This is a genomic window from Streptomyces sp. NPDC005576 (assembly GCF_042871745.1).
Classification (GTDB): domain Bacteria; phylum Actinomycetota; class Actinomycetes; order Streptomycetales; family Streptomycetaceae; genus Streptomyces.
In genome coordinates this window covers 354,878-377,957 of the sequence record NZ_JBIAJC010000004.1, presented here as the reverse complement: position 1 = coordinate 377,957, position 23,080 = coordinate 354,878, and the positions used below count along the sequence as shown (strand labels likewise).

Here is a 23,080-nt window from a genome sequence, read left to right as displayed (position 1 = left end):
GCGGGGGGATCACCTTATGATCCACAGAGTGTTGACCCGTTCGGAAGAGCAGCAGAAGCACTTCGCCAGCGCCGCAGAGCGCCATTTCCATGATGCGGAGTACCTCCAGGAGGACGGTAGGTGGCCCAACGCGGATCACCATCTCGGCTTCGCCGCGGAGTGTGCTCTCAAGAGCCTGCTGCTGCAGTTCACCGAAGCGAGCATGGAGACTAAGCCGAACGGTGGGCAGGCCAAGATGCCATGGATACGCAAGGCGACTGGGGGAACACAGGAGTACAAACATCTGCCCTGGAGCGAGACCGACTTGGCGGTGCTGGCACACGGTCAACTGGGTAGTCAACTGCTCGTCGCGCTGGAGGACCACCTCGACGCCTTCGGGAACTGGAGCGAGCAGGACCGCTACCTGCACTGCGAGCACATCACCGAGGAGACCGTTGCGGCGCTCCACGAAGCAACTCTTGCCATCGTCACCCTGCACCAGAACGCCCTGATCAACGGAAGCCTGTCATGAGCCCCCGCACCACCCCCGTCCGCTTCGACGAAGCCCGGCCACTCGCCCTCTCTCTCGCCCGCTCCGTGGCCGACGAGGGGTACGCGGTGCTGCTCGTGAGGGACGTACGGGGACGCTTCACCCTGATCGTCGACGACCGCGATCAGCCGGTGGACGACGAGCTGCGGGAACACTGGCACAACGACCTCACCGAGCAGCTCACGCCCTACGTCACGGGCCGCCCGCTCACCCTCGCCTCTCAGATGATCACTGCCGACGCCCTGCTGAACTCCCCGCGCGCGTCTCCCGACACCCTGCGCCCCTCCGGTGGCGCGGGTAGCGTCAGGCTCCTCGACAACACCGTGGTCGGCGAGGACTGGGCCAAGGTGTCCACACCCGGCCCCGAGGCCGACGGCTCCCGTACGCATCGCACCGCCCTGTACGGCTTCAAGGGCGGTGTGGGCCGCACGACGGCGACCGCGATGCTGGCCCGCCGACTGGCCGACGACGGCCACATCGTGCTGGTCGTCGACCTCGACCTGGAGTCCCCGGGGGCGGGCCCGCTACTCGCAGGGCTGGAAGGGCTGCCCCGTAACGGAATCGTGGACCACCTCGTCGAGGCCGCCGTTGGCAACGCCGACGGGCTGGAGCTCGTGACCCGTACCGATTACGTTCCGCGCAGCCGCAGGGGCGAACTGTGGGTGGCACCCGCGCGCGGGCGGGGGACGGATGGAGTCCCGTACGCCTACGTCGACAAGCTCAACCGTGTCTACGCCGATCTCCCCGGTTCCTCCTTCGCGGACCGGCTGGCCGACGCGGTCGAGGCCTGCGAGAACGCGGTGGCGCTCGGGGACAGCGGACTGCGCCCCGACGTGGTGCTCCTGGACAGCCGGGCCGGCATTCACGACGTGGCCGCCGTCACCATCTCCCGCCTGTGCGACCTCGCGCTCCTCTTCGGCGCGGACAACGCCCAGACCTGGGCGGGCTACGGCGACCTCTTCGCGGCCTGGCACTCCTCGGGCAGGGCCCCCGCCATCCGCGAGAAGCTCCGCATGGTCGCCTCGATGGTGCCGGACACCGTCCACCACTCCAAGGACGACTACCTAGGCGCCTTCACGGCCCGCTCGTACGAGTGCTTCGCCGCGCTCTACGACGAGCTAGCACCGGGGGAGTCCCCTTCGTGCGCGGCGGACGTGACCGCCCGCTACGCGTTCGCGCCGAGCGAGAAGGACGACTCGGCCCCGCACCACCCGATCCCCATCCTCTTCGAGCCCGGCCTGGTGGGACTGGGCGCGGGTGACGCCCGCAACTGGCAGGACCGCGCGTTCGTCAAGGCCGCGTACGGTGAGTTCCTGGATACCGCCACCCAGCTGATCACGGCCGGCCCCGGCGACGAGGAAGGGACGCGATGACCGAGCCGCTCACCGCGAGCGAGTACCGCGACCTGCTGTCGGACGCGTTGCGGGACGCCACGGAGGCCGACACCCGGCGGCCGACCGCGCACACCCTGTTCATGCCGGACGCGCACCGCACCGCCCTCTACGTCGACAACACCGTGGTGCAGGGCGGACGGGGCGTCGGTAAGACGTTCTGGTACCGCTCGCTGCTCGACGGCGACCTGCGGGGCTTCGCGGCCGACGAGTACCGCATCGCACGCCTGCGACGGCTGAACGTCGCCCCCGGTCACGGCATGGACCTGAACTCCGCTCGCTATCCAGGCCAGTTCGTCCTCCGCTCCCTGGTCGAGGCCGGTACACCGCCGTACGAGATCTGGTACACGGTGCTGCTGACCGCCCTGGGCCAGCCGGAGCTGGCGGACCGGTCCGAGTGGGAGGACAAGGTCGCCTGGGTGCGGGCCAACGCGGGTGTGGCCCAGCGCACCATCGAGCGGGCGGACCAGCAGGCGCACGAGGAAAACACCGTGCACCTGCTCCTCTTCGACTCCCTGGAGCACCTGCACGGCGAGCGGGAGCAGGCCGACCGGCTGGTCGCCGGCATCCTCCAGCTCGCCCTCCAGATGCGGTTCGGCACGCGGAACATCCGCTTCAAGGTGTTCATCCGGCCGGACATGTTCGACGGCGCGAAGCACCACTTCCCCGACGCCTCCAAGCTCTCCGGCAACGCGGCCCGGCTGGAGTGGTCGCAGACCGACCTGTTCGGCCTCCTCTTCCACTGCCTGGGCAACGAGGAGGGCGAGCCCTCGGCCCGCTTCCGCGGACTCACCGGAGGCTGGGAGGACGTCGACGGGCTGCGGTACGTCCCGCCGATGGCCCTCCGCAACGAGGAGCGGGCGCAGACTGAGCTGTTCGAGCAGATCGCCGACCCCTACATGGGCGCGAACTTCCGCAAGGGCCGGCCCTACACCTGGCTCCCGAACCACCTCATGGACGGCCGCGAGCAGGTCAGCCCCCGCAGCTTCCTGCACGCCCTGTCCATTGCCGCCGAATCGACCCGCTCCGAGCGCCCGTCCCACGACCGCGCCCTGCACCACGAGGCCATTCGTAAGGGCGTGCAGGCGGCCTCGGAGATCCGGGTGTACGAGGTCAGCGAGGACACCCCGTGGGTGAAGGCCGCCATAGAGCCGCTCAGCGGCTGCCAGGTTCCTATCGAGGAAGCCACGGTGATCAGGCTCTGGAAGGAGCAGGGGCTCCCCGAGGCCCTGCGTGACGAGGCAGCCCGGTACGCGCAGGCCGACGGACCCGAACACATCCGCACCGGCCCCCGCCACCCCGACGACCTGCCCCGCCTGATCGAGGAACTCATCGACCTGGGCGTTATGCGCCGCCGCAGCGACCTGCGCCTGGACCTGCCCGACGTGTACCGGATCGCGTTCCGGGTGGGACGGCGGGGCGGGGTGCCGATGTCGGCGGGATGACCGCTGCGGGCTGCGGCTCCCGGAGGGCCCGTCCGGGCTGGCAGGATGGCGGTGTGCATGCATGCATGCGCGTGCGCCGTGAGTCACGGCAGGCTTGCCAGGGAAATGGGAGAGGTTCCGCCGGTGTCGTCCGAGGAAGACCGTACGAAGGCTGCATCGCTCGATCAGGGTGCCCTGCTCAAGGACCTGCAACGACAGGTCGTGCTTCTGCAGGAGGATCTCCGGGAGCGCACAGAGTCGGAGCATGAGTACGCGACGGCCCTGCACGCCGAGTACGACCGCGCCCTGCTGTCCGAGCGCACCGGCTCCCCGTACGAGACGTGGCGCGACGAGCGCGTGGTGCAGATCGCGGCCGCCTGGATCCTGGCGTGCGTCTTCGTCCGCTTCAGCGAGGACAACGGACTGATCGCCGACGCGTGGCTCTCCGGCCCCGGTGAGCGCCTGGCGGAGGCGCAGGACCGCCACGACGACTTCTTCCGACGCAGCCCCGAGCTGAACGACCGCGACTGGCTGACGGAGTCCTTCGACGCCCTCGCCGACGCCCACACGACGGCGGCCGGCCTCTTCGACCGCCGTCACAACCCGCTGTGGGAGGTCACCCCGTCCTACGAGGCGGCGACCCGCCTGCTGGCGTTCTGGCGCGAACGCGGGGCGGACGGTGAGGTCCGCTACGACTTCTCCGACCCCGAGCTGAACACCCGCTTCCTCGGCGACCTGTACCAGGACCTCTCCGAGCATGCCCGTAAGACGTACGCCCTGCTCCAGACCCCGGTTTTCGTCGAGGAGTTCATCCTCGACCTGACGCTGGACCCGGCGATCGAGGAGTTCGGCCTCGATCCGGTCTGGAAGCACACGCCGGACGGCTGGCGCGGCGAGCTCACGGACGGCGAGGTGCGCGGCCTGCGCTGCATCGACCCCGCGTGCGGCTCGGGCCACTTCCTGCTCGGCCTGTTCACGCGCATCCTGGCGCGCTGGCGCGAGCTGGAGCCCGGCACGGACGACTGGGTGCTCATCCGCCGCGCCCTGGAGTCGGTCCACGGGGCGGACAAGAACCCGTTCGCGGCGTCGATCGCCCGGTTCCGCCTGCTGGTGGCGGCACTCAAGGAGTGCGGCGTACGGGAGTTGCGCGGGGCCCCGGAGATGCCGATACGCGTGGCGGTGGGGGACTCGCTGCTGCACGGGCGCGGGGCGGAGGGTGTTACGGAGTCGCTGTTCGAGGAGCGGGAGACCTTCTACTACCGCACGGAGGACGCGCAGGAGTACGCGCGCGAGGTGGACCTGCTGGGCCGGGGGACGTACCACGTTGTGGTGGCGAACCCGCCGTACATCACGGTGAAGGACAAGCAGGAGAACCAGAACTACCGGGACAAGTACTGGGCCTGCGCGGGCAAGTACGCGCTGTCGGTGCCGTTCGCCCAGCGGATCTTCGAGCTGGCGGTACGGGCCGGGGGCGACCACCGGGACGGCGGCTACACGGGGCAGATCACCGCGAATTCCTTCATGAAGCGGGAATTCGGAAACGTGCTGATCGAGTCGTACTTCCACGGTGGCCCCTACAAGGACCCGAGGACGAAGCGAAAGGCGTACTTCCCGGGGGTGGAGCTCTCGCACATCATCGACACGTCGGGGGCCTTCATTCCGGGACACGGAACGCCGACGGTGATTCTTGCCGGGCGGAATCAGGTGGCGCGTCAAGGGCAGCCGATAAGGGCGGTGCTGGGAGTGCGGGGGGAGCCGGACCAGCCTGAAGATCCGGCGAAGGGGCATGTGTGGGCGGCGATCAAGGGGCAGGTGATCAGGCCGGGGAGCGAGTCCGAGTGGGTCAGCGTCGAAGACGGTGAGCGCGCACGATTTGCTGAGCACCCCTGGTCGTTGAGTGGGGGTGGGGCTGGCGAGGTCTCGGAACGGGTCGAATCGGCAGCGCAGACGCGACTGGGGGTGGTAGCTGAGTCCTTGGGGATCACTTGTTTCACCCTTGAAGACGACCTGTTCCTCCTCCCTGGTCGAGCCGCACGCACTGTTGGAATCCCACCCCAGTGGACCCGGTCCATGGTCACCGGTGACCTCTTGCGTGATTGGGAAGGTGGAGATTTCGACTTGGCGCTCTTCCCTTATAGTTCCGACTTCGTGCCGATTGAGGTAGAGGGTGTTGAGTCCCTTCATCGTCTGATGTGGCCGAGTCGGACCACTGTTGCCAACAACATTTTGTTCGGCAGGAAGACGAAAATCGAAGGCGGACTGAAGTGGTCAGAGTACGGTCGACTGACGAAGAGTAAATTGCGCACGCCGCTGTCCATCACATTCGCCTTCGTCGCTACGCACAACCACTTCGTGTTGGACCGGGGCGGGAAGGTGTTCAAGCAGTCCGCGCCGGTCATCAAGTTGCCGGAGGGGGCCAGCGAGGAGCAGCACCTGGAGTTGCTGGGGGTGCTGAACTCCTCGGTGGCGTGCTTCTGGTTGAAGCAGGTGAGTCAGGGCAAGGGCGGCAGCGGCCTCGGGCGAGGCCTACAGGACGAGGAGTGGGAGGAGCGCTACGAGTTCACTGGCACCAAACTGCAGGAGTATCCGCTCCCCGCTGCGCTTCCACTGACTTACGGCTACGAACTCGACGTGCTTGCTCAGAAGCAAGCCGAATACGAGCCCTCAGTCCTCACGACTGACGCCGTTCCGACCCGTGCCGTCTTTGAGCAAGCGCGCGACGCGCAAGACCGCATCCGCGCTCGGATGATCGCGCTCCAGGACGAGCTGGACTGGACTGTCTACGGGGCTTACGGACTGCTCACCCCGGCAGATGTCGCGCGGACCACGCTCCCGGGTGAACCCGCTGAGCTGGCTGATGCCGACGTGCCGCAACTAGCCCTCGGACAGCGCGCATTCGAGATCGCCCTAGCGCGCAGAGTGCGAGATGAGGAGGCCGAGACCGCATGGTTCAGTCGGCACCGCTCCACGCCGATCACCGAGATCCCCGCTGAATGGCCCGACGCCTACAAGAAGGTCGTTCAGGCCCGTCTCGACCTCATCGAGTCCAACAAAGACATCCGACTCATCGAGCGCCCCGAGTACAAGCGCCGCTGGAAAGCCGATCTTTGGGAGGACCGTGAGGCGGCTGCCCTCCGCGCCTGGCTGCTCGATGCTGCCGAGCGCAAGGGCCTGTGGTTCGAGGAGCGCAACGAGTTCACGTCCCCACGCCCACTCACCGTGAGTCAGCTCGCCGACGCCCTCCGCCACGACGAGGACGTCCAGTCCGTCGCTGCCCTCTACGCGGCCGACCACCTCGGCAAGCGCGACGCCTCCCTGGCGACCGTGCTCGCTGCCGTGATCGAGCCCGAGCATGTCCCGTACCTCAGTGTCCTGCGCTACAAGGAGACCGGTCTCCGCAAGCGCGTGCAGTGGGAGCACGTCTGGGAGCAGCAGCGCGAGGAGGACCGTACCGGGCAGCGGCTCGACATCACGGTCCCGCCGAAGTACACGGGCGCCGACTTCCTCAAGCACTCCTACTGGTCGAACCGAGGCAAGCTCGACGTACCCAAGGAGCGGTTCATCTCCTACCCGGACGCGTCGACCGACAACGACCAGTCGCTTCTGCTCGGCTGGGCCGGCTGGAACCACCGTGAACAGGCGGAGGCGCTGTCCAACCTCGTCCACGACCGCGTGGAGAAGGACGGCTGGCCGAAGGAGGACCCCCGCTTCGTGCCGCTTCTTGCCGGTCTCCAGGAGGCCCTGCCTTGGGTGCACCAGTGGTACGACGAGTTCGACGCCGAGTGGGACGGCAACCCGGCTGAGGAGTTGCAGAGCGCGCTCAACCTGGGCCGTACCGAGCGCCACCTGTCCGAAGCCGACCTGCGCGCCTGGCGCCCGGAGAAGAAGCGGGGCGGCCGCAAGAAGGCCGCCGAGTAGGCCCGTACGCACGGAGGTGGGCGGGACCGGAAGCCGGTCCCGCCCACCTCCGCGTAAGGCGCTTCAGCCGCGCGCGGCCATCCGCACGAATCGCGCCCATCCAGCACTTCCGACACTCAGGACCGGCCTGTCCGCCTGCTTGGAGTCTCGGATGTACACAGACGTGTGGACAGCCGCAATCTCCAGCCGTGGGCGAGCAGATGCCGGCGGTGCGCGCGGTCCCGCCCTCGGGCGATGAGGTGTCAGGGCGCGGACTGGTGCTGGTCGCGGCGCTGTGCCAGGAGTGGGGCCTGAGCGACCGCAAGGGGGCGCAGGGGAAGACGGTCTGGGCTGTGGTGGTGACGGTGACGCCATGAACTGGCCCCCTCCGGCCGGAGGCCGCGTGGCTCCCGCACCGGGCGAGCACTCCATCGAGACGCACGTCCCGCTGATCATCCGCAGCGTCGTTCTCGATGAGATGGTCGAGCAACTCGCCCTTGACCTGGCCGATTTCGCGTGCCACGAGACCGGCGGGCAGGTAGTCGCAACGTTTTCACCACGTCGCGCGTGCCAGTGACTACTGCTACGGCCGCAGTAGTCTGTGTCGGACGCGTGCTGCCGCAGGCCTCTGTGGAGCGAGTCGACGAACAGGTTGATTCGCTTGCCGACATCGCCGCGCGGACCGGCCCGAGCCATGAAGCTGTGCGCCGGGTTTCACCTGTTTCCGTCGCCGACTGACCGAATTCCCCTGTGGTCATGGTCTTCACGACACGAGGGGAGCGTCCGTATGATCCTCATATGCAAGTAACAAAAAAAGCGCTTGAGCAGCACATCGCCGTCTTTGGTGAGAGCGGCAGCGGCAAGACCGTCATGCTGTCCTCCTTTTATGGGGCTACGCAGGAGTCTCAGCACGTGCAGAAAAGCCTGTTCCACGTCGTAGCGGACGACATGGGTCAGGGGACTCGGCTTCATCGGAATTACCTCGGCATGAGAGAGTCTGCGCGACTGCCCGCAGCCACTCGTTTTGCCTCCACGTCCTACTCTTTCTCAGTGAGGCTGAAGGACGGCTCAGACGCCAAGGCGAACAAGGCTAGACCTTTCGATGTCCTGCGGCTTGTCTGGCACGACTATCCGGGAGAGTGGTTCGAGGAGGGTGTCAGCGGGCCCGAGGAAGCCCAACGCAGAGTTGACGCTTTCATCTCCCTGCTGAGCTCTGATGTCGCTCTCCTGTTGGTGGACGGTCAGCGATTGCTGGACAACGCCGGACAGGAAGAGCGGTACCTGAAGTCTCTGCTGGCCAATTTCCGCAACGGATTGCTGTCGCTCAAGGGTGACCTGCTGAAGGACGGAAAGCCTCTCGTCGACTTTCCGCGTATCTGGATCATGGCGCTGTCGAAGTCCGATCTGTTGCCGGACATGGACGTGTTCGGGTTCAGGGATCTCCTCGTGGAGAAGGTCGGTGACGACCTGGTTGAATTCCGGGAGGTGATCGCAGGGCTGGTGGAGGCCGGCGATGCACTGTCCGTGGGCGAGGACTTCGTGCTGCTTTCTTCGGCGCAGTTCGGTGCGGAAAGCATTGAGGTGACCAAGCGCGTCGGCCTGGAGTTGATCCTCCCGTTGGCCGCCATGCTTCCTTTCGAGCGCCACGTCCGGTGGGCCCAGTTGAAGAATATGCCTGTGAAGGTAGCCGAGAGTCTGCTGGCCGGTGCCGGGGCTCTGTCCGAGGTGCTGCTCGGAAACAAGATCAAGCTGGCCGGCCCCGCAGGTGTTTTGCGTAATCTCGTCAGTCTCGTGCTCTCGAAGGAAGTCCTGAACGAGGCGGTCAAGGTGACGGGAGATAAACTCAAGAACATCAACTCCGAAGCAATGGCCAAACAAAACTATCTCACAGCAACATTGACCCGATTCCGGATGGACTTGGACAGGGGTGAAGAGGAGAAGGTCCTTCTGAGGAGCGCGAAGTGAGCCTCATCTGGGCCACCCGTGGGCGGACCTGGGGTTTCAGGTTCCTCCGTGACGGCGGATTCACAGATCCGCTCCGGGTCTATGACGAAGCCTTCTCCGGTGTCGGGGACCAACCGGAAGTCTGGCGGCGCGTCGCGGAGAAGGGGGCACTGCGTTTCCCCGATCCTCTGGGACGGAAGGACAGGGCCGGCAGAGTCATCCCCCATGAGTTCGTCGTCCTCGGATCCTTGGTCGACGAGGTCGACTCGGCCGATGCCGCTCGTCAGTTGGTCTGGCCGCAAGTCGCCGACGTATTCGCGCGGGTCTGGGAACTGCCCGAGCCGCCCTCGGCCGACAAGTGACGGCGGCGACACAATCCTCGCGGCGGCGCCCTGGAGGCCTCTGTTCCGGCACGCCGCGTCACGTTCGCTGCCTGGAGCGAGGCGGCTGCCGCTGTACGTGATGCCCGGAACGAAGTCGTCCGGCACGGGAGGCCACACGGTGCGGGAGGCTGCCGCCGGCCGGGCAGCGCAGCCCGGACCGGCTGGTCCATGGTCATCGGGTGCCCAAGTCGGGGACAGGAGAACCGAGTCGGACACCGGACGACGGACTGGGCGACGATCGACCCGCTCCGCAGGCTCAGCCGGGCCGAGCCACCTGCCGCACTCACCGACACCCCGGCCCCCCGGCGGCCGTGACATGCCTGCCCGAACGGGCCCTGACAGCCGGGAGCCCGCTCCCGACAGGCTCTCTCTGTAGGGGTGTCACTGCTGGTGGGGGCGGGACGGACGCCTCAAGACTTCTGGCATGACGACGACCGACCTCCCCGCGCCGCCCACCGACGACCTCTTCTAGCTGTGCTTCTCCTCCACCGCGCGCGGCGCACGCCTGGCGCGGCGGCTGGCATCGCACCGCGTCCACATCTGGGGCCACCGCTACGGCACCGAGGTGAATGACACGGTGAGCCTGATCGTGGGCGAGCTGGCCGCGAACGCCGTCACCCACGGGCTGGTCCCCGGCCGGGACGCCCAGCTGCGGCTGGTGTGGGTGACCGGCGAGCGGTTGTGGGTGGAGGTTACCGACACACGGGGGGAGCGGATGTCCGCCGTACGGGCGACCGCGTGCGACGAGGAGGCGGCGCGCGGGCTGGTGCTGGTCGCAGCGCTGTGCCGGGAGTGGGGCGTGGACGAGCGCAAGGGCGCCCCGGGTAAGACGGTCTGGGCGGTGGTGGCGACGGTGACGGCATGAACCGGACCGCCTCCGGCCGGAAAACGGTCCCACGTACCGCCCGCTCCAGGCGAGCGTCTCCCCGGCGCCGAAGAAGGATGCGGATCCGTCTCTGCGGATACTGTTTCCCCGCGTCTGCTGGGACACTGAGAAATGTGGAGGTGGTGAGCATGTCGGACGAGCGCGACGACGTGCGGTTCAGCGTTCCGCTGTACACGCAGGCGGAGGCCGCGCAGTACCTGGGCATGGCACCGTCGACCTTCCGGGCATGGGCGCGCGGATACCGCAATCACTTCCCCGACCGTGCCGACGTGGTGGGGGCCCCCATGATCACGTCCCTCGGACGGCCTACCCCCGTGCAGCCCTCGATTCCTTTCATCGGCCTGGCCGAGGGCATGTTCCTGGCAGCCCTGCGACAGGCGGACATGCCGATGCAGCGGATCCGCCCGGCGCTGGAGCTGGTGCGACAACGGTTCGGTGTGGAGTACGCACTGGCGTCCCGCCGGTTCTTCGTCTCAGGCGCGGAACTGCTGTACGAGGTGGTGGACGACCTGGGCGACCGCGACCGGCAGGACGCTGCCAAGAAGCTGGTCGTCCTGCGCGACAGTCAGTACGTGTTCCGCGAGGTAGTCGAGCGGAACATGAAACGGATCGAGTACGACGAGGGCAATGCCGACGGGTACGCCACCAAGCTGGTGCTGCCCGGTTACGAGGTCGCCGATCTGAGCGTGCAGCCGGGGGTCAACTTCGGACGACCATATTTCACCCGGACCGGGACCCCGCTCCACGTGGTTCAGGGACTCCTGAAGGCAGGGGAGGCGTCCGAAGACATCGCGTACGACTTCGATCTGCCCGTCGACGAGGTGACCGAAGTGTCCGACCGGATGGGCCTCAGGGCGGCCTCGTGACAGAACCCGGGGGGATCAAGCTCTTCCTCGATCGGAGCACCAACGGGAAGCGGTTCGCCGAGGCGGTCAAGCGCCTGTTCCCCGACACGGTCACCATCGGGGAACGCTACGGCGTGGCGGCTGCTGAGGGAGTGCCTGACGTCGATTGGATCCGCGACGCAACTGGCGAGGGTCGGATCTGCATCGGCTCCGACATCCGCATCGTGTCCAACGTGCTGGAGCTCGCAGCAGTCGTGGAGTGCTCCGCGCGCTTCTTTCTCTTCCCCAACGGCAACATGAGGGTAGCGGAGCAGATCGCGCGCTTCGACGGCCTTCATGACGCCATCGTGAGCGCGGCGGCCGAGCCGGGGCCCTGGGTGCACAAGCTGACGGCAGGCGGACTGAACCACACCTCGGGAGAGGTCCTCGTGCAGCGCCTGGCGGCCGCCCGACGGCGTGCACATCCTTAACCGCTTCGACCCGGCAGGCGCAAGGTCACTCACCGCCGATGCCGTACCTGCTCGGTCGGCGCAGCGCGTTACACGCGTTGCCTGCGGGTGAGCCGGCAGACGCCGTAGGTGATGCCCAAAATGATGTCCACGGCCACCCACACGGCGATGACGAGACCCACTCCGATCGCGGTGCCAGCGTCGCCGGGCACTCTGACACGTGGTGAGCGCGTCGCCGACCATTCCCTCGCAGGAAGCGTGGGCGTTGCCGTTGACGCCGGCGATGATCCAGAAGAGGAAGAGCGCCTGGACCGCCAGGAAGATCCAGAGGAAGATCCGGTGGTGTTTTCCGTTGATGCGGGCGCTCGGCGGATGCTCTTCACCGGGAGGCCCCCAGGCGGGGGTCGGTGCGGTACTCAGCAGCAGACGCCTCCTCAGCAGGCGTATGTTCCGAGGCTGTTGACATGGGAAAACGCTACGCCCATTCCGGTCACCCCGCCTGTCCGTACTCCGGGGCACACGGGGGCCGATGGCAGGTCAGGACGTGTCCAAGCGGCGCCCGTGCAGAGCCACCTCGTGGACCGTCGCTCATGGCCGGGGGCGACCTCGTGGCTCTGGGCCCATGGGGCGACCGTGCGGGTCGCCCGGGGTCGGGGGCAAGCTGGCAGGATGGAGGGATATACGTGCGAGACGCGAGTGACAGCGTGACTCCGCTGTGTGTCCGGCCGCGGCGGCCGGGCGGGGACGTCTTGGGGAGCGGGAGTGGCTGATGGCCAGGGGCAGTGACATCGTGCTGAGGGACGTCCTCGACATCAAGGAGGACGTCCACGCCGGCGACTTCAAGATCGAACTGTCGAAAGGCTTCACCGGGTCCTCCGCCGGCACCGTCGACGAGTACGTCGTCACCCCGCAGCTGCGGGAGCAGTTCGACACCGCGCTGAAGCTGATCCGCGGTGCCATGCGGAAGAACAGCTCGTACGCCGCCTACCTGCACGGTTCGTTCGGTGCCGGTAAGAGCCACTTCCTGAGCGTGCTGCACGCCGTGCTCAACGGTGAGCCCGCCACCCGCACCAAGCCCCGGTTGCGCGAGGTGGTCGCCGAGCACGACGAGTGGCTGCGCGGGAAGAAGTTCCTCATGGTCCCCTACCACCTGGTCGGGGCCGCCAACCTGGACTCGGCGCTGCTCGGGGGATACGTCAAGACGGTGCGCGAGCGGCACCCCGAGGCACCCACGCCGCTGGTCTTCAAGGCGGACTCGTTGCTGTCCGACGCACGCAACCTGCGGGCCTCCCTCGGGGACGACGCGTTCTCCAAGCTTCTGCCCACCGCCAATGCCGCTCCTGGGGCCGCGGCGGACGACGACGCAGACGACGAGGATGGGCTGAGCCCGATCGGAGCCGTCGCCCACACCGCGTGGACCTCCGCGGAGCTCGACGCGGCCTTTGCCGCACCCGACGGGGACGAGCGGCGCGAGCGGCTGGTGTCTGCCCTGGTCAGCGGTCCCATGAAGGCGTACGCGGACAGCATCCGGGGCGACGCGGCTGCGTATGTGTCCCTGGACGACGGTCTCAGCGCCATGAGCGTGCACGCCCAGTCGCTCGGCTACGACGGCGTGGTGCTCTTCCTCGACGAACTGATCCTGTGGCTGCAGGCCCGGATGCGGGAGCGGACCTTCGTCAACGACGAGATCCAGAAACTCGTCAAGCTGATCGAGTCCAGCAACCCGAACCGGCCGGTTCCGATCGTCTCCTTCATCTCACGCCAGCGCGACCTCTCCCAGCTCGTCGGCTCCGACATCCTCGGCTCCGACGTGCAGAACATGGAGCAGGCGCTGGAGTACCTCAAGGAGCGCGTCACCGTCGTCGACCTGGAGGACCGCAACCTCCCGGAGATCATCAAGGAGCGGGTGCTCAAGCCGAGGGCCGGGCAGGAGCACGTGCTGGACGCCGCCTTCGAGGGGGTCGACCGGTTCAGCCCGCTGGTGAAGGACGTCCTGCTGGACGACGGCGGTGCCACCCACGCGGGCTGGGAGGACTTCCGCACCGTCTACCCGCTGTCACCCGCCCTGCTGAACGTGCTCGTCGCCCTCTCCGGCGCCCTCCAGCGCGAACGCACCGGCCTCAAGCTCGTCCAGCAGCTCCTGGAGAAGAACGCCGACGCCCAGCTCGGTCAGCTGATCCCCCTCGGCGACCTGTGGGACGTCCTGATCGACGGGACCGGGGCGGCCTTCACCGACAAGCTGAAGCACGAGTCTGAGGCGGCCCAGCGGTTCCACGCCAAGGCCCGTCTCCACCTGCTGGAGAAGTACGGACGGGACGACCACCCCGACTTCCTCGCCGACGACCGCTTCGTCAAGACCCTGCTGCTGGCCGCGCTCGCCCCCGACGTGCCCGCGCTGCGCCGCCTCACCGGGGCACGGCTCGCCGCCCTCAACCACGGCTCCGTACGGTCGCGGACCGTGCCCGTCGGACAGAAGGTCATCGACCGGATGCGCGCCCTGCAGGGCGAGTACCCCACCGAACTGCGGGCCGAGGGAGACACCGACCCCGTCTTCTCGCTGCACCTGTCCGACCTGGACGTCGAACCCCTCCTCGACGCCGTCGCCGGTGAGGACCGGTCGGGCGGACGCCGCGTATGGCTGCGGGACCGGCTGTGGGAGGAACTCGGAGTCAAGGAAGGCCAGCTCGTCCCCGAGAAGGAGATCATCTGGCACGGGACCCGGCGCACCGCGGAGTTCGTGTTCGGCAACGTACGCGACCCGCGCGACCTGCCGGACGAACAGTTCACGCCGGCCACTCCGGGCAACATCCGCTTCGTCGTCGACTACCCCTTCGACGACGACGGCAACTACCCCACCGACGACTACCAGCGCGTGGTCGAACTCATCAGGGACGGGTACAGCGCCCCCACCCTCGTCTGGCTGCCCGACTTCTTCTCCGAACAGCGCAAGGCCCAGCTCGGCCGGCTCATGCGGATCAACTTCCTGCTGGAGCGCGACCGGCTCGCCGACTACACCCGGAACTACCCGCCGGACGACCGGGCCAAGGCCCGCCGGCAGCTGGAGGTCGGCCGCGAGACCCTCACCCGGACCCTCACCGGCTCACTCGCCGAGGTGTACGGGATCGCCGAGGCCAAGGACGGCACCAGGGCCGCCGAAGTGGTGGAGGGCCGCCACGTCCTGTGCCTGGACCCCCGCTTCCCGCGTCCCCAGCCGGAGGGCGGGAAGTCCTTCGCCGACAACGCGCTGCACCTCGCCGGGGGACTCCTCGCCGCGCTGTACCCCAAGCACCCCGACTTCGGCCGGCACCACAGCGGCCAGAACAAGGCCGTCACCACGGGTGAGCTGCGGACAGCCCTGGAGTGGATCACCCGGGCCATGGACGAGGGCGGCCGGGCGGAGGTCGACAGCCACCAGCTGAAGACCGTCAAGCGCATCGTGGAACCCCTGGAGCTCGGCACCGTTCACGACGGGCCGCTCGTGCTGCGCGCCGACTGGCGTACGCGGATCAAGCAGGCCGCGGCCCAGCATAAGGAACGCGGGCCGCTCAACGTCGAGGACATCCGGGGCTGGATCACCAAGGACCTCGGCTACGACGGCCTCGACAAACAGACGACGAACCTCCTGATCGCCGCGTACGCCCTGCTCGACGACCGCGCCTGGGTCTATCACTCGGGCCCGGAGACCGCCGCACCCGAGATCGCCGCGATCGGCCCCGGCTGGGCGCTGCGGTCCCAGCCGCTGCCCAGCGAGGACGAGTACGCCCGTGCCCGGGACCGTGCCGGGCGGCTCTTCGGGGCCCGCGCCAAACCCGCCCTGTTCGCCCGCAACGTCAACAAGCTCGCCGAAGAGGTCCGGGACAAGGCGGCGGAGTACGAGACCTTCGTGACGGGCGTCCGCGCCTCACTGGACCAGCACGCGGCACTGCTCGGCCTCGACGGAGACGCCCCCGCCGCGCGTACGGCGATCCTGCGTGAGGCCGCCGGTGTGCTCGCCCGGCTCAGCCGTCACGGCAGTGATGCGACCGCCCTCGTCCGGGAACTCTCCGGTCTCTCCTACGAGACCCCGGACCGGGACCTGGCCCACGCCATGACCACCGCGGAAGCGGTGCTCCAGGCCCTGGACGACGCCGACGCGGCCTGGCGGGTACTCAAGAACGTCCGGCGCCTCAGCGACCGCGACGACAGCCTGGGCGACCGGGCACGCCGGCTGCTGACCCAGGTCGCCGAGACGGCCCGGGCCTCCGAGTTCGAGCGCTCCCTGGTGCCCGTGCTCGGCGGCGTCCCGGAGACCGGCATGGCCATCGTGGAGGCGGCCCTGCACGTGGAGCAGGCAGCCCCGCAGCCGCCGTCTCCTGCCCCCGGGCCGGACCTCATTCGCCTTTCGCAGCACGGGAACCCGCCCGTGCCCTCCGACCCCGCACCCTCCCCGCTGCTGCCGAAGCCCCAGCAGCCAAAGGGAGGAGCCGACACGAGCACACAGTCCGCCAGGCGGGTCATCGCGTCCGGTCTCTCCCCGCTGGAGTCGCTACTCAGTGACGAACTGGAAGCCGTCCGCGGGGAGATCGAACAGTTCCGCGCCGCCCACCCGGACACTCCGGTGGAGATCATCTGGCGTGCGGTGAAGAGCGACGACGAGCGAGACGCGGAAGAGGGCAACTGATGGCCGTACGCCCCGCCGCCGGCCGCCGCGCCATCGAAGTACTCCTGGAGAGCGAACTCCCTCACGCCGAGGACCGGCGCCTGGTCCTGGTCGACGCCACCTACGAAGGAGGGGACCGGGAGACCGAGTTCACCGTCCGGATCAACGGCCGCAAGCGCCGCGTACGCATCACCGAACAGAACTCCCCCCTAGGCATCGTCGACGCCTGGCAGCGCCACCGGTCCCAGGAGGACCCGGACGGCGACAGCGTCCTCGTCGTCACCGGGGCGGTCCCCGCCGACCAGCTCGGCTGGGACCTGCGCGCCCACGCCGTCCGCAGGCGTTCCCTCGCCGTCGATCCGGCGGACATCGTCAAGCAGCTCTTCGGCGCCGCGGACCTCGACGCCCGGATGGCCGGCGAGAAATGGCTCCTGGACGCCCTGCTCGAAGCCGAGCCCGCGGACCACTGGCCGCGCAGCGGAGCCGTGCTCACGCGTGACCGTGCCGTACGGGCCCTGCTCGCCGCCCGGCTCGGACTCGGCGACACCACGTCCGACACACTGGACTTCGACGCCGACACCCTGTTCGCCTGGACCCGGACCGGAGCGGGCCCCGCCCTGTTCGCCGCACTTCCCGCCGCCGAACGGGCAGGTCTCAGCGAGTGGCTGGAGAGGACCGTCGGGCCTGCTGCGCCTACCCTCCTCGCGCTGGCTGCCGACCAGCGAGGTGCCGACGCCCTTCCGCTGGGTGCCCTCGCATCGGCCGCGCTCGCCGCCTCCTCGGCGGAGGCCGCCGGATTCGCCCTGGGCACTCTGTACGGCTCCGCCCTCGCCTCCTTCGATGCTCTGCGGCCCTTCGCCGACGCCGCTACCGGAGTCGTCACCCGCTGGATCGCGCAGGCCGAAGGAAGCGGTCCGCACGGGAACGAGGCGCGCAGCCGCGTCCTTGCGGTCCTCGACCGGGCCGATCAGCTGGCCGCGGACGCCCGGCTCAGCCCGCTCATCGGCACCGACCGTATGCTGCCCTCCGGCTACCGCGCCAGGCTGCGCGCACTCGCGGCCACCCTTGACGGCGATGTCGCACACGCGGAGGCCGCCCTGCGCGAACTCGCCGAACACCAGCTCGCCGAGCTGAACGCCGAATCCACGGACATGGCACGCACCGCCGTGCGCCTGGTGCGCTGGCTCAACGCCCCCATGCCGAAGACGGCGTCGACGGGTCAGGCCGTGCAGGACCACCTGGCGTCGGCGGGCTGGGCCGACCTGGCCGTCGGCATCCTCTCCGAGGGCGACACCTCGCTCGACACCGCCGTCGGCGAGGCCTACTACCGGCTGATAGGAGCGGTGCGCGAGCGTCGCGCCCGGCTCGACGAGGCATTCGCCCGCACCCTCGCCGACTGGACGGAGACCGCGTCCCAGCAGGCGACGGGCGGCGCGCTCCTCATCGAGAACGTACTCGCCGAAGCAGCGGCGCCGCTCGCCCGCGACGGAGGCCGGCCCCTCATCCTCGTGCTCGACGGCATGAGTGCGGACATCGCGGTCCAGCTCGCCGGTGAACTGGACCGCAAGGTGTGGACCGAGGTGATCCCCAAGCCACGCCCCGGCAAGGAAGCGGCCCGCCAGGCGGCCGTATCCATGCTGCCGTCCCTCACCACTATCAGCAGGGCATCACTCCTGAGCGGTGAACCGGCCCAAGGCGGGCAGAGCGTGGAACGGGCCGGTTTCACCACGTTCTGGCGCAAGCGCCACCGTGACGCCCACCTCTTCCACAAGGGCGGCTACGAAGGGCCGCCGGGACACCGCTTGGCCCCCGAACTGCTGGACACCCTCGCGTCCGACGACGTCGTCGCCGTCGTCGTCAACACCATCGACGACGCGCTGGCAGACGGCCGCGAGGGCGCCCGCGGCCGATGGAACATCGGCGACATCTCCAAACTCTCCGACCTGCTCAACGCGGCACGCGACTACGGCCGCCCCGTCGTCCTCGTCTCCGACCACGGGCATGTCCTGGACCGCACCCCGCGCGGCCACCAGCAGACGGATGCGGAAGGGGTGGGAGGCGCACGCTGGCGCACCGGCACCCCGCAGGAGGGGGAGATCGCACTGGCGGGCCCCCGTGTCCTCGCGGGCGGCGGGCAGATCATCGCCGCCTGGCGGGACGACCTGCGCTACACCGGCAGACAGGCCGGATACCACGGCGGTGCCGCTCCGGCAGAGGTCACCGTTCCCGTGATCACCGTCGTCCCGTCCGCCGATCTGATCCCGGCCGGCTGGACCCTGCTGCCCGCGGAGAGCACCGCTCCGCGCTGGTGGCGAGGCGGCGATGCCGCGCCCATGAGGGCCGGCTCCGCACCTCTCGCAGAAAAGCCGCGCGGCAGGAAGGCGGCGCCGACCCCGGAAGGCGAAGGCATCTTCATGCTGCCCGGGCGGGGCACGCTCGGCGAACAGGCCGTGCAGTCGCCCCTGTTCAAGGCACAGCGTGAGTTCGTCCGTCTCGCCCCGACCGAGAAGGCCGTCGCCGCAGTTCTCGACGCCCTGCTCTCCGCAGGCGGAAAGCTCTCCCCGGGCGCGGTCGCCGCCGCCGCGCAGGCCGCCACCGGCAAGTCGCAGCGCAACCCCGAGCGCTTCGCCACCGTGCTGGAGCGGCTGCTGAACATCGACGGATACCCCGTACTCCAGCTCATCGAATCCGGACGGACAGTCCAGCTCGACAAGTCCCTGCTCCAGCAGCAGTTCCTCGGAGGCGCCGCATGACCACCGGGTCCTCGGAGATCAGCACGGCACGCCGGCGCGACGTGATCGACGCCCTGCGGCGCGGAACGGTGCCACGAGCCGGGCTCGGACTGTTCGCCGTGGGGCTGAACCGCTTCGAAGCCACTCTCGACGACGACCTGGACACCGTGGCGCGCGGAGGCTCAGCCTTCCACGCCCTGCGCGGCGAGTACGGCTCCGGCAAGACCTTCTTCGCCCGCTGGCTCTCCGAACGCGCCAAGCGGCGCGGTCTGGCCGTCAGCGAAGTGCAGATCTCCGAGACCGAGACCCCGTTGCACCGGCTGGAGACCGTCTACCGCCGGCTCACCGAACGCCTCACCACCGCCACCCACCAGCCCTCGGCCCTCCGGTCGGTGATCGACTCCTGGTTCTACGCGCTGGAAGAGGAAGTCCTGGCGTCAGGGGACATCTCGGAGGACGACGAGGACGCGTTGGCCGCGGCCGTCGACGAACTCCTGGAGCGCCGTCTCGCCGATGTCGCCCGCACCACCCCGGCCTTCTCCGCCGCTCTGCGCGGTTACCGTCAGGCCGTCGCCGCGGGCGACGGCGCCCGGGCCGAAGCACTCATCGCGTGGCTCGGGGGCCAGAAGTCCGTGGCAGCCTCGGCGAAGCGCGCCGCAGGCATCCGGGGCGACCTGGACCACTTCGGCGCCCTCGGGTTCCTCCAGGGGCTCCTCACCGTCCTGCGGGACTGCGGACACCCTGGTCTCCTGCTCGTACTCGACGAAGTCGAGACCCTGCAACGAGTGCGTGGCGACGTACGCGAGAAGTCCCTCAACGCGCTCCGTCAACTCCTCGACGAGATCGACGCGGGACGCTTCCCGGGCCTCTTCCTCGTCATCACCGGCACCCCCGCCTTCTACGACGGACAGCAGGGCGTCCAACGCCTCGCGCCCCTCGCCCAGCGCCTCGCCACGGACTTCACCACCGATCCCCGCTTCGACTCCCCGCGCGCCGTGCAACTGCGCCTGGCTGGCTTCGACCTGGAGTCACTGACCGAACTGGGTGCCAAGGTGCGCGACGTCTACACAGGAGTGGCTCGCCACCCCGAACGGCTGGCCGCGCGCGTCGATGACGCCTATCTCGCGGAACTGGCACGTGCGGTCACCGGTTCGCTCGGCGGGAAGGTGGGCATCGCCCCGCGCCTGTACCTGCGCAAACTCGTCGCCGATGTGATGGACAGGGTCGACGAGTTCGAGGACTTCGATCCCCGCGCCCACTACGCCCTCACTCTGAACAGTTCTGAGCTGAACGAGACCGAACGCAGCGCGGCCACCGGCGCGGGAGACATCGAACTGGAACTGGACCTGCCATGACGGACGCGGCCGACCCCTTCGATCTCCTCGACCCTGTTCTCGGCCACCACATCGTCAACTCCCTCGGCTGGCGCTCCCTGCGCGCCCTGCAGGAAGAGGCCGTCGAACCGCTCCTCAGGGGCGAGGACGCGGTGTTGCTGGCACCCACCGCAGGCGGAAAGACCGAAGCCGCCGCCTTCCCGCTGCTCACCCGTATGAACCGGCGCGGCTGGAAGGGCACCAGTGTGCTCTACGTGTGCCCACTCAAGGCCCTGCTCAACAACCTCCACCCCCGCCTGGAGACGTACGCGGGCTGGCTGGGCCGCACGGCCTCGCTCTGGCACGGCGACATCACCGCCGGCAAACGGCGCCGCATCCTCGCGCAGCGCCCGGACATCCTGCTCACCACTCCCGAGTCGCTGGAATCGATGCTGGTCAGCACGCACGTCGACCACGAGGCCTTCTTCTCGGGGCTGAACGCTGTCGTGGTCGACGAGGTGCACGCCTTCGCGGGTGACGACCGGGGCTGGCACCTGCTGGCGGTACTGGAGCGCCTCAGTCGCGTCGTCGGCCACCCTCTCCAGCGGGTCGGCCTGTCCGCGACGGTCGGCAACCCCGACGAACTGCTGGCGTGGCTCCAGGGCTCCGGACACGGTCGCCGTCCCGCCCGGGTCGTCGCGCCCCATCTTCGTGAACAGCCGTTGGACGGAGCGGCACCCACCGCACCACCCCCCGGCGACATCGAACTCGACTACGTCGGATCCGTCGCGAACGCCGCCACCGTCATCGCGGCCCTGCACCGGGGCGAGAAGCGGCTGGTCTTCTGCGAGAGCCGCCGCACCGTCGAGGAGCTGGGCGAGAAACTGCGACTGAAGGGCGTGACGACATTCCTGTCCCACGCTTCGCTCTCCGTGGACGAGCGGCGGCGGGCCGAAACCGCGTTCGCCGAAGCACGTGACTGCGTGATCGTCTCCACCAGCACGCTGGAACTGGGCATCGACGTCGGAGACCTCGACCGCGTTGTCCAGCTCGACGCTCCGGCAACCGTCGCCTCCTTCCTCCAGCGTCTCGGGCGTACCGGCCGCCGCCACGGCACCGCACGCAACTGCCTCTTCCTCGCACTCGACGCCGAGGGCCTGCTCTCGTCGGCCGCGCTCCTCCTGCAGTGGTCCCGCGGCTGGGTGGAAACGGTCGTCGCTCCTCCCGAGCCACGCCACTTGGTCGCCCAGCAACTCCTGGCCCTGTGCCTGCAGGAGCACCGGGTGGGCGAGAACCTGTGGCAGGAGTGGTGGGGCGGCATCGGGCCCTTCGGGCCGGGAGCCGCCCCCGTCGTGCGCCACCTCGTGGAGCAGGGATACCTGGACCACGACGGCGGACTGCTGTTCGTCGGCCCGGAAGCCGAACGCCGATACGGGCACCGCCACTTCATGAACCTGACTGCGGTCTTCACCGCCCCGCCCGAGTTCACCGTCCTCAACGGCCGCACAGAGATCGGGCGTACCGACCCCGACCTGCTCACCGAAGAGATCGAGGGCCCGCGCAAACTGCTGCTGGCCGGCCGCAACTGGCTGGTGACGTACATCGACTGGACCCGCAAGCGCTGCTTCGTGGAACCCGCCGACGCGGGAGGGCGTGCCAGATGGAGTGGATTCGGCGCGGAGCGCATCCGTTCGTTCGCCCTCGCTCGCGCTGCCCGGGACGTTCTCCTGGGCGATGACCCACCGGTCCGCCTGACCAATAGGGCCACGGCACAGCTCACCGAGGCCCGCGAGGCGCACCTGCATACCGTCCACCCCGGCGGCACGGTCGTCACCCGGACTTCCGACGGTGATGTCCGCTGGTGGACCTGGGCCGGCCACCGCGCCAACGCCACCCTGGCAGCGTCACTCTCTTCGGTGGTGACTCCGCGCCGGCGCGTCGGTGACCAGTGGATTCGGCTCCGCGACGACCTCACGCTTCAGGCCTGGCAGGCTGCCCGCGCGGACAGCGGCGCGGGTCTGTGCCTTCCCGAAGTCGACAGCCGGGCGGTTCGTGGCCTCAAGTTCGCAGAAGCTCTCCCGCCCCGCCTGGCCGAAGCCACTCTCGCCGCGCGCACTGCGGACGAGGAGGGCGCCAGCAAGGTTCTGCGGGAGCCTGCACGCTTTGTCACGCTCACCAATGAGTAGTGCTGAGCAGGGGCCGTTCGTCGGTCACCGACGCCTTCCGAGAGTGGGCAGCCCTGCGTTATATACCGCGACGTAACCTGGGCCTTTGGTCTTCCGTCGTGCCTGCGCCAGAACCTTGCTCTCCTCGTACTGCAGTTCCAGCTCCGGTCCTCGGCGATCGAGGTCGGCATCGTCAACGATCGTGCGCGGAGTAAGCCTCCGAGTGGCTGGATCGAGATACTGAGTCAGGCGAAGACACCCCAGACCGTTCTTCCTGTACTCGGCAGCCTTCTCGGGGTACCAGCTGACGACACCCTCGTAGCGCTTCTGCCAGAACATGACCCGATCCATCCAGAATGCGTGATCGCTAGCAGAGATCCACGGCTTGTCTCCCTTGGCCATGGCAGCGCCCTTCTCCTTCGCGGTTGCCGTCGCCGAAACAGCGGAAGCGGCCACCAAGCTATCGAGGTTGAGGGCGGCCCG

18 protein-coding genes are annotated in these 23,080 nt (G+C 68.8%); 15 read left to right on the top strand and 3 right to left on the bottom strand.

The annotated features are described in order from the left end of the window. Positions 1-28: 28 nt before the first annotated feature. From ACFYPN_RS09735 to pglX, 4 genes are all read left to right on the top strand, one after another. Positions 29-511 carry a hypothetical protein gene (locus ACFYPN_RS09735; RefSeq protein ID WP_267065192.1) on the top strand — a complete coding sequence of 161 codons (483 nt, stop codon included), beginning with the start codon at positions 29-31 and terminating at the stop codon, positions 509-511. Beyond that, complete coding sequence (locus ACFYPN_RS09730; RefSeq protein ID WP_389297557.1) at positions 508-1,902, top strand: KGGVGR-motif variant AAA ATPase; 1,395 nt, start codon at positions 508-510, stop codon at positions 1,900-1,902. Before ACFYPN_RS09735 ends, ACFYPN_RS09730 begins: the two co-directional genes overlap by 4 nt. Continuing rightward, on the top strand, positions 1,899-3,365 hold the full coding sequence (locus ACFYPN_RS09725) for a hypothetical protein (protein WP_389297555.1): 1,467 nt from the start codon (positions 1,899-1,901) through the stop codon (positions 3,363-3,365). The genes ACFYPN_RS09730 and ACFYPN_RS09725 overlap by 4 nt, the downstream gene beginning before the upstream one ends. A gap of 123 nt (positions 3,366-3,488) precedes the next feature. After that, entirely contained in the window at positions 3,489-7,262 is a 3,774-nt protein-coding gene (gene pglX, locus ACFYPN_RS09720) for a BREX-2 system adenine-specific DNA-methyltransferase PglX (RefSeq protein ID WP_389297553.1), read from the top strand. A gap of 63 nt (positions 7,263-7,325) precedes the next feature. On the opposite strand, the gene ACFYPN_RS09715 is transcribed toward pglX, so the two are convergent. Further along, positions 7,326-7,442 (bottom strand): DUF397 domain-containing protein, encoded by a 117-nt coding sequence (locus ACFYPN_RS09715; protein WP_389297620.1) that lies wholly within the window; start codon positions 7,440-7,442, stop codon positions 7,326-7,328. 8 nt (positions 7,443-7,450) lie between these two features. On the opposite strand from ACFYPN_RS09715, the gene ACFYPN_RS09710 reads away from it, so the two are divergent. From ACFYPN_RS09710 to ACFYPN_RS09680, 7 genes are all read left to right on the top strand, one after another. Beyond that, a complete protein-coding gene (locus tag ACFYPN_RS09710; RefSeq protein ID WP_389297626.1) occupies positions 7,451-7,618 on the top strand; it encodes a hypothetical protein in 168 nt (55 codons plus the stop codon). Next, positions 7,615-7,818 (top strand): hypothetical protein, encoded by a 204-nt coding sequence (locus tag ACFYPN_RS09705; RefSeq protein WP_389297551.1) that lies wholly within the window; start codon positions 7,615-7,617, stop codon positions 7,816-7,818. The genes ACFYPN_RS09710 and ACFYPN_RS09705 overlap by 4 nt, the downstream gene beginning before the upstream one ends. Positions 7,819-7,997: 179 nt before the next feature. Next, positions 7,998-9,206 (top strand): hypothetical protein, encoded by a 1,209-nt coding sequence (locus tag ACFYPN_RS09700; protein WP_389297549.1) that lies wholly within the window; start codon positions 7,998-8,000, stop codon positions 9,204-9,206. Continuing rightward, complete coding sequence (locus ACFYPN_RS09695; protein ID WP_389297547.1) at positions 9,203-9,547, top strand: hypothetical protein; 345 nt, start codon at positions 9,203-9,205, stop codon at positions 9,545-9,547. The genes ACFYPN_RS09700 and ACFYPN_RS09695 overlap by 4 nt, the downstream gene beginning before the upstream one ends. A gap of 586 nt (positions 9,548-10,133) precedes the next feature. Further along, positions 10,134-10,433, top strand: a complete 300-nt coding sequence (locus ACFYPN_RS09690) for an ATP-binding protein (RefSeq protein ID WP_389297545.1) — start codon at positions 10,134-10,136, stop codon at positions 10,431-10,433. Positions 10,434-10,582: 149 nt separating this feature from the next. Beyond that, entirely contained in the window at positions 10,583-11,320 is a 738-nt protein-coding gene (locus tag ACFYPN_RS09685) for a DUF433 domain-containing protein (RefSeq protein ID WP_389297543.1), read from the top strand. Beyond that, positions 11,317-11,769 (top strand): hypothetical protein, encoded by a 453-nt coding sequence (locus tag ACFYPN_RS09680; protein WP_389297542.1) that lies wholly within the window; start codon positions 11,317-11,319, stop codon positions 11,767-11,769. The genes ACFYPN_RS09685 and ACFYPN_RS09680 overlap by 4 nt, the downstream gene beginning before the upstream one ends. 68 nt (positions 11,770-11,837) lie before the next feature. Here ACFYPN_RS09680 and ACFYPN_RS09675 read toward each other — a convergent pair whose 3' ends face one another. Continuing rightward, the gene (locus ACFYPN_RS09675; protein ID WP_389297540.1) at positions 11,838-11,960 is read right to left on the bottom strand and encodes a hypothetical protein; all 123 of its coding nucleotides are present in this window, start codon (positions 11,958-11,960) and stop codon (positions 11,838-11,840) included. 557 nt (positions 11,961-12,517) lie between these two features. Here ACFYPN_RS09675 and ACFYPN_RS09670 point away from each other — a divergent pair. From ACFYPN_RS09670 to ACFYPN_RS09655, 4 genes are read left to right on the top strand one after another with little or no spacing between them, the layout of a single operon-like run. Continuing rightward, entirely contained in the window at positions 12,518-16,408 is a 3,891-nt protein-coding gene (locus ACFYPN_RS09670; protein ID WP_389297538.1) for a hypothetical protein, read from the top strand. Further along, a complete protein-coding gene (gene pglZ, locus ACFYPN_RS09665) occupies positions 16,408-19,140 on the top strand; it encodes a BREX-2 system phosphatase PglZ (protein WP_389297536.1) in 2,733 nt (910 codons plus the stop codon). Before ACFYPN_RS09670 ends, pglZ begins: the two co-directional genes overlap by 1 nt. After that, positions 19,137-20,474: a BREX system ATP-binding protein BrxD gene (gene brxD / locus ACFYPN_RS09660; RefSeq protein ID WP_389297535.1), complete on the top strand. Its 1,338-nt coding sequence runs from the start codon at positions 19,137-19,139 to the stop codon at positions 20,472-20,474. Before pglZ ends, brxD begins: the two co-directional genes overlap by 4 nt. Next, positions 20,471-22,618, top strand: coding sequence for a DEAD/DEAH box helicase (locus ACFYPN_RS09655; RefSeq protein ID WP_389297533.1), 2,148 nt, complete (start codon positions 20,471-20,473; stop codon positions 22,616-22,618). Before brxD ends, ACFYPN_RS09655 begins: the two co-directional genes overlap by 4 nt. A gap of 24 nt (positions 22,619-22,642) precedes the next feature. Here ACFYPN_RS09655 and ACFYPN_RS09650 read toward each other — a convergent pair whose 3' ends face one another. Next, positions 22,643-23,056, bottom strand: a complete 414-nt coding sequence (locus tag ACFYPN_RS09650; RefSeq protein WP_389297531.1) for a hypothetical protein — start codon at positions 23,054-23,056, stop codon at positions 22,643-22,645. Positions 23,057-23,080 lie beyond the last annotated feature (24 nt).

Bases quoted from the DNA above. Each gene is read 5' to 3' on its own strand.
- ACFYPN_RS09705 (WP_389297551.1), top strand. From the start codon at position 7,615: ATGAACTGGCCCCCTCCGGCCGGAGGCCGCGTGGCTCCCGCACCGGGC.
- ACFYPN_RS09655 (WP_389297533.1), top strand. From the start codon at position 20,471: ATGACGGACGCGGCCGACCCCTTCGATCTCCTCGACCCTGTTCTCGGC.
- ACFYPN_RS09700 (WP_389297549.1), top strand. From the start codon at position 7,998: ATGGTCTTCACGACACGAGGGGAGCGTCCGTATGATCCTCATATGCAA.
- brxD (WP_389297535.1), top strand. From the start codon at position 19,137: ATGACCACCGGGTCCTCGGAGATCAGCACGGCACGCCGGCGCGACGTG.
- pglZ (WP_389297536.1), top strand. From the start codon at position 16,408: ATGGCCGTACGCCCCGCCGCCGGCCGCCGCGCCATCGAAGTACTCCTG.
- ACFYPN_RS09730 (WP_389297557.1), top strand. From the start codon at position 508: ATGAGCCCCCGCACCACCCCCGTCCGCTTCGACGAAGCCCGGCCACTC.
- ACFYPN_RS09670 (WP_389297538.1), top strand. From the start codon at position 12,518: ATGGCCAGGGGCAGTGACATCGTGCTGAGGGACGTCCTCGACATCAAG.
- ACFYPN_RS09725 (WP_389297555.1), top strand. From the start codon at position 1,899: ATGACCGAGCCGCTCACCGCGAGCGAGTACCGCGACCTGCTGTCGGAC.
- ACFYPN_RS09685 (WP_389297543.1), top strand. From the start codon at position 10,583: ATGTCGGACGAGCGCGACGACGTGCGGTTCAGCGTTCCGCTGTACACG.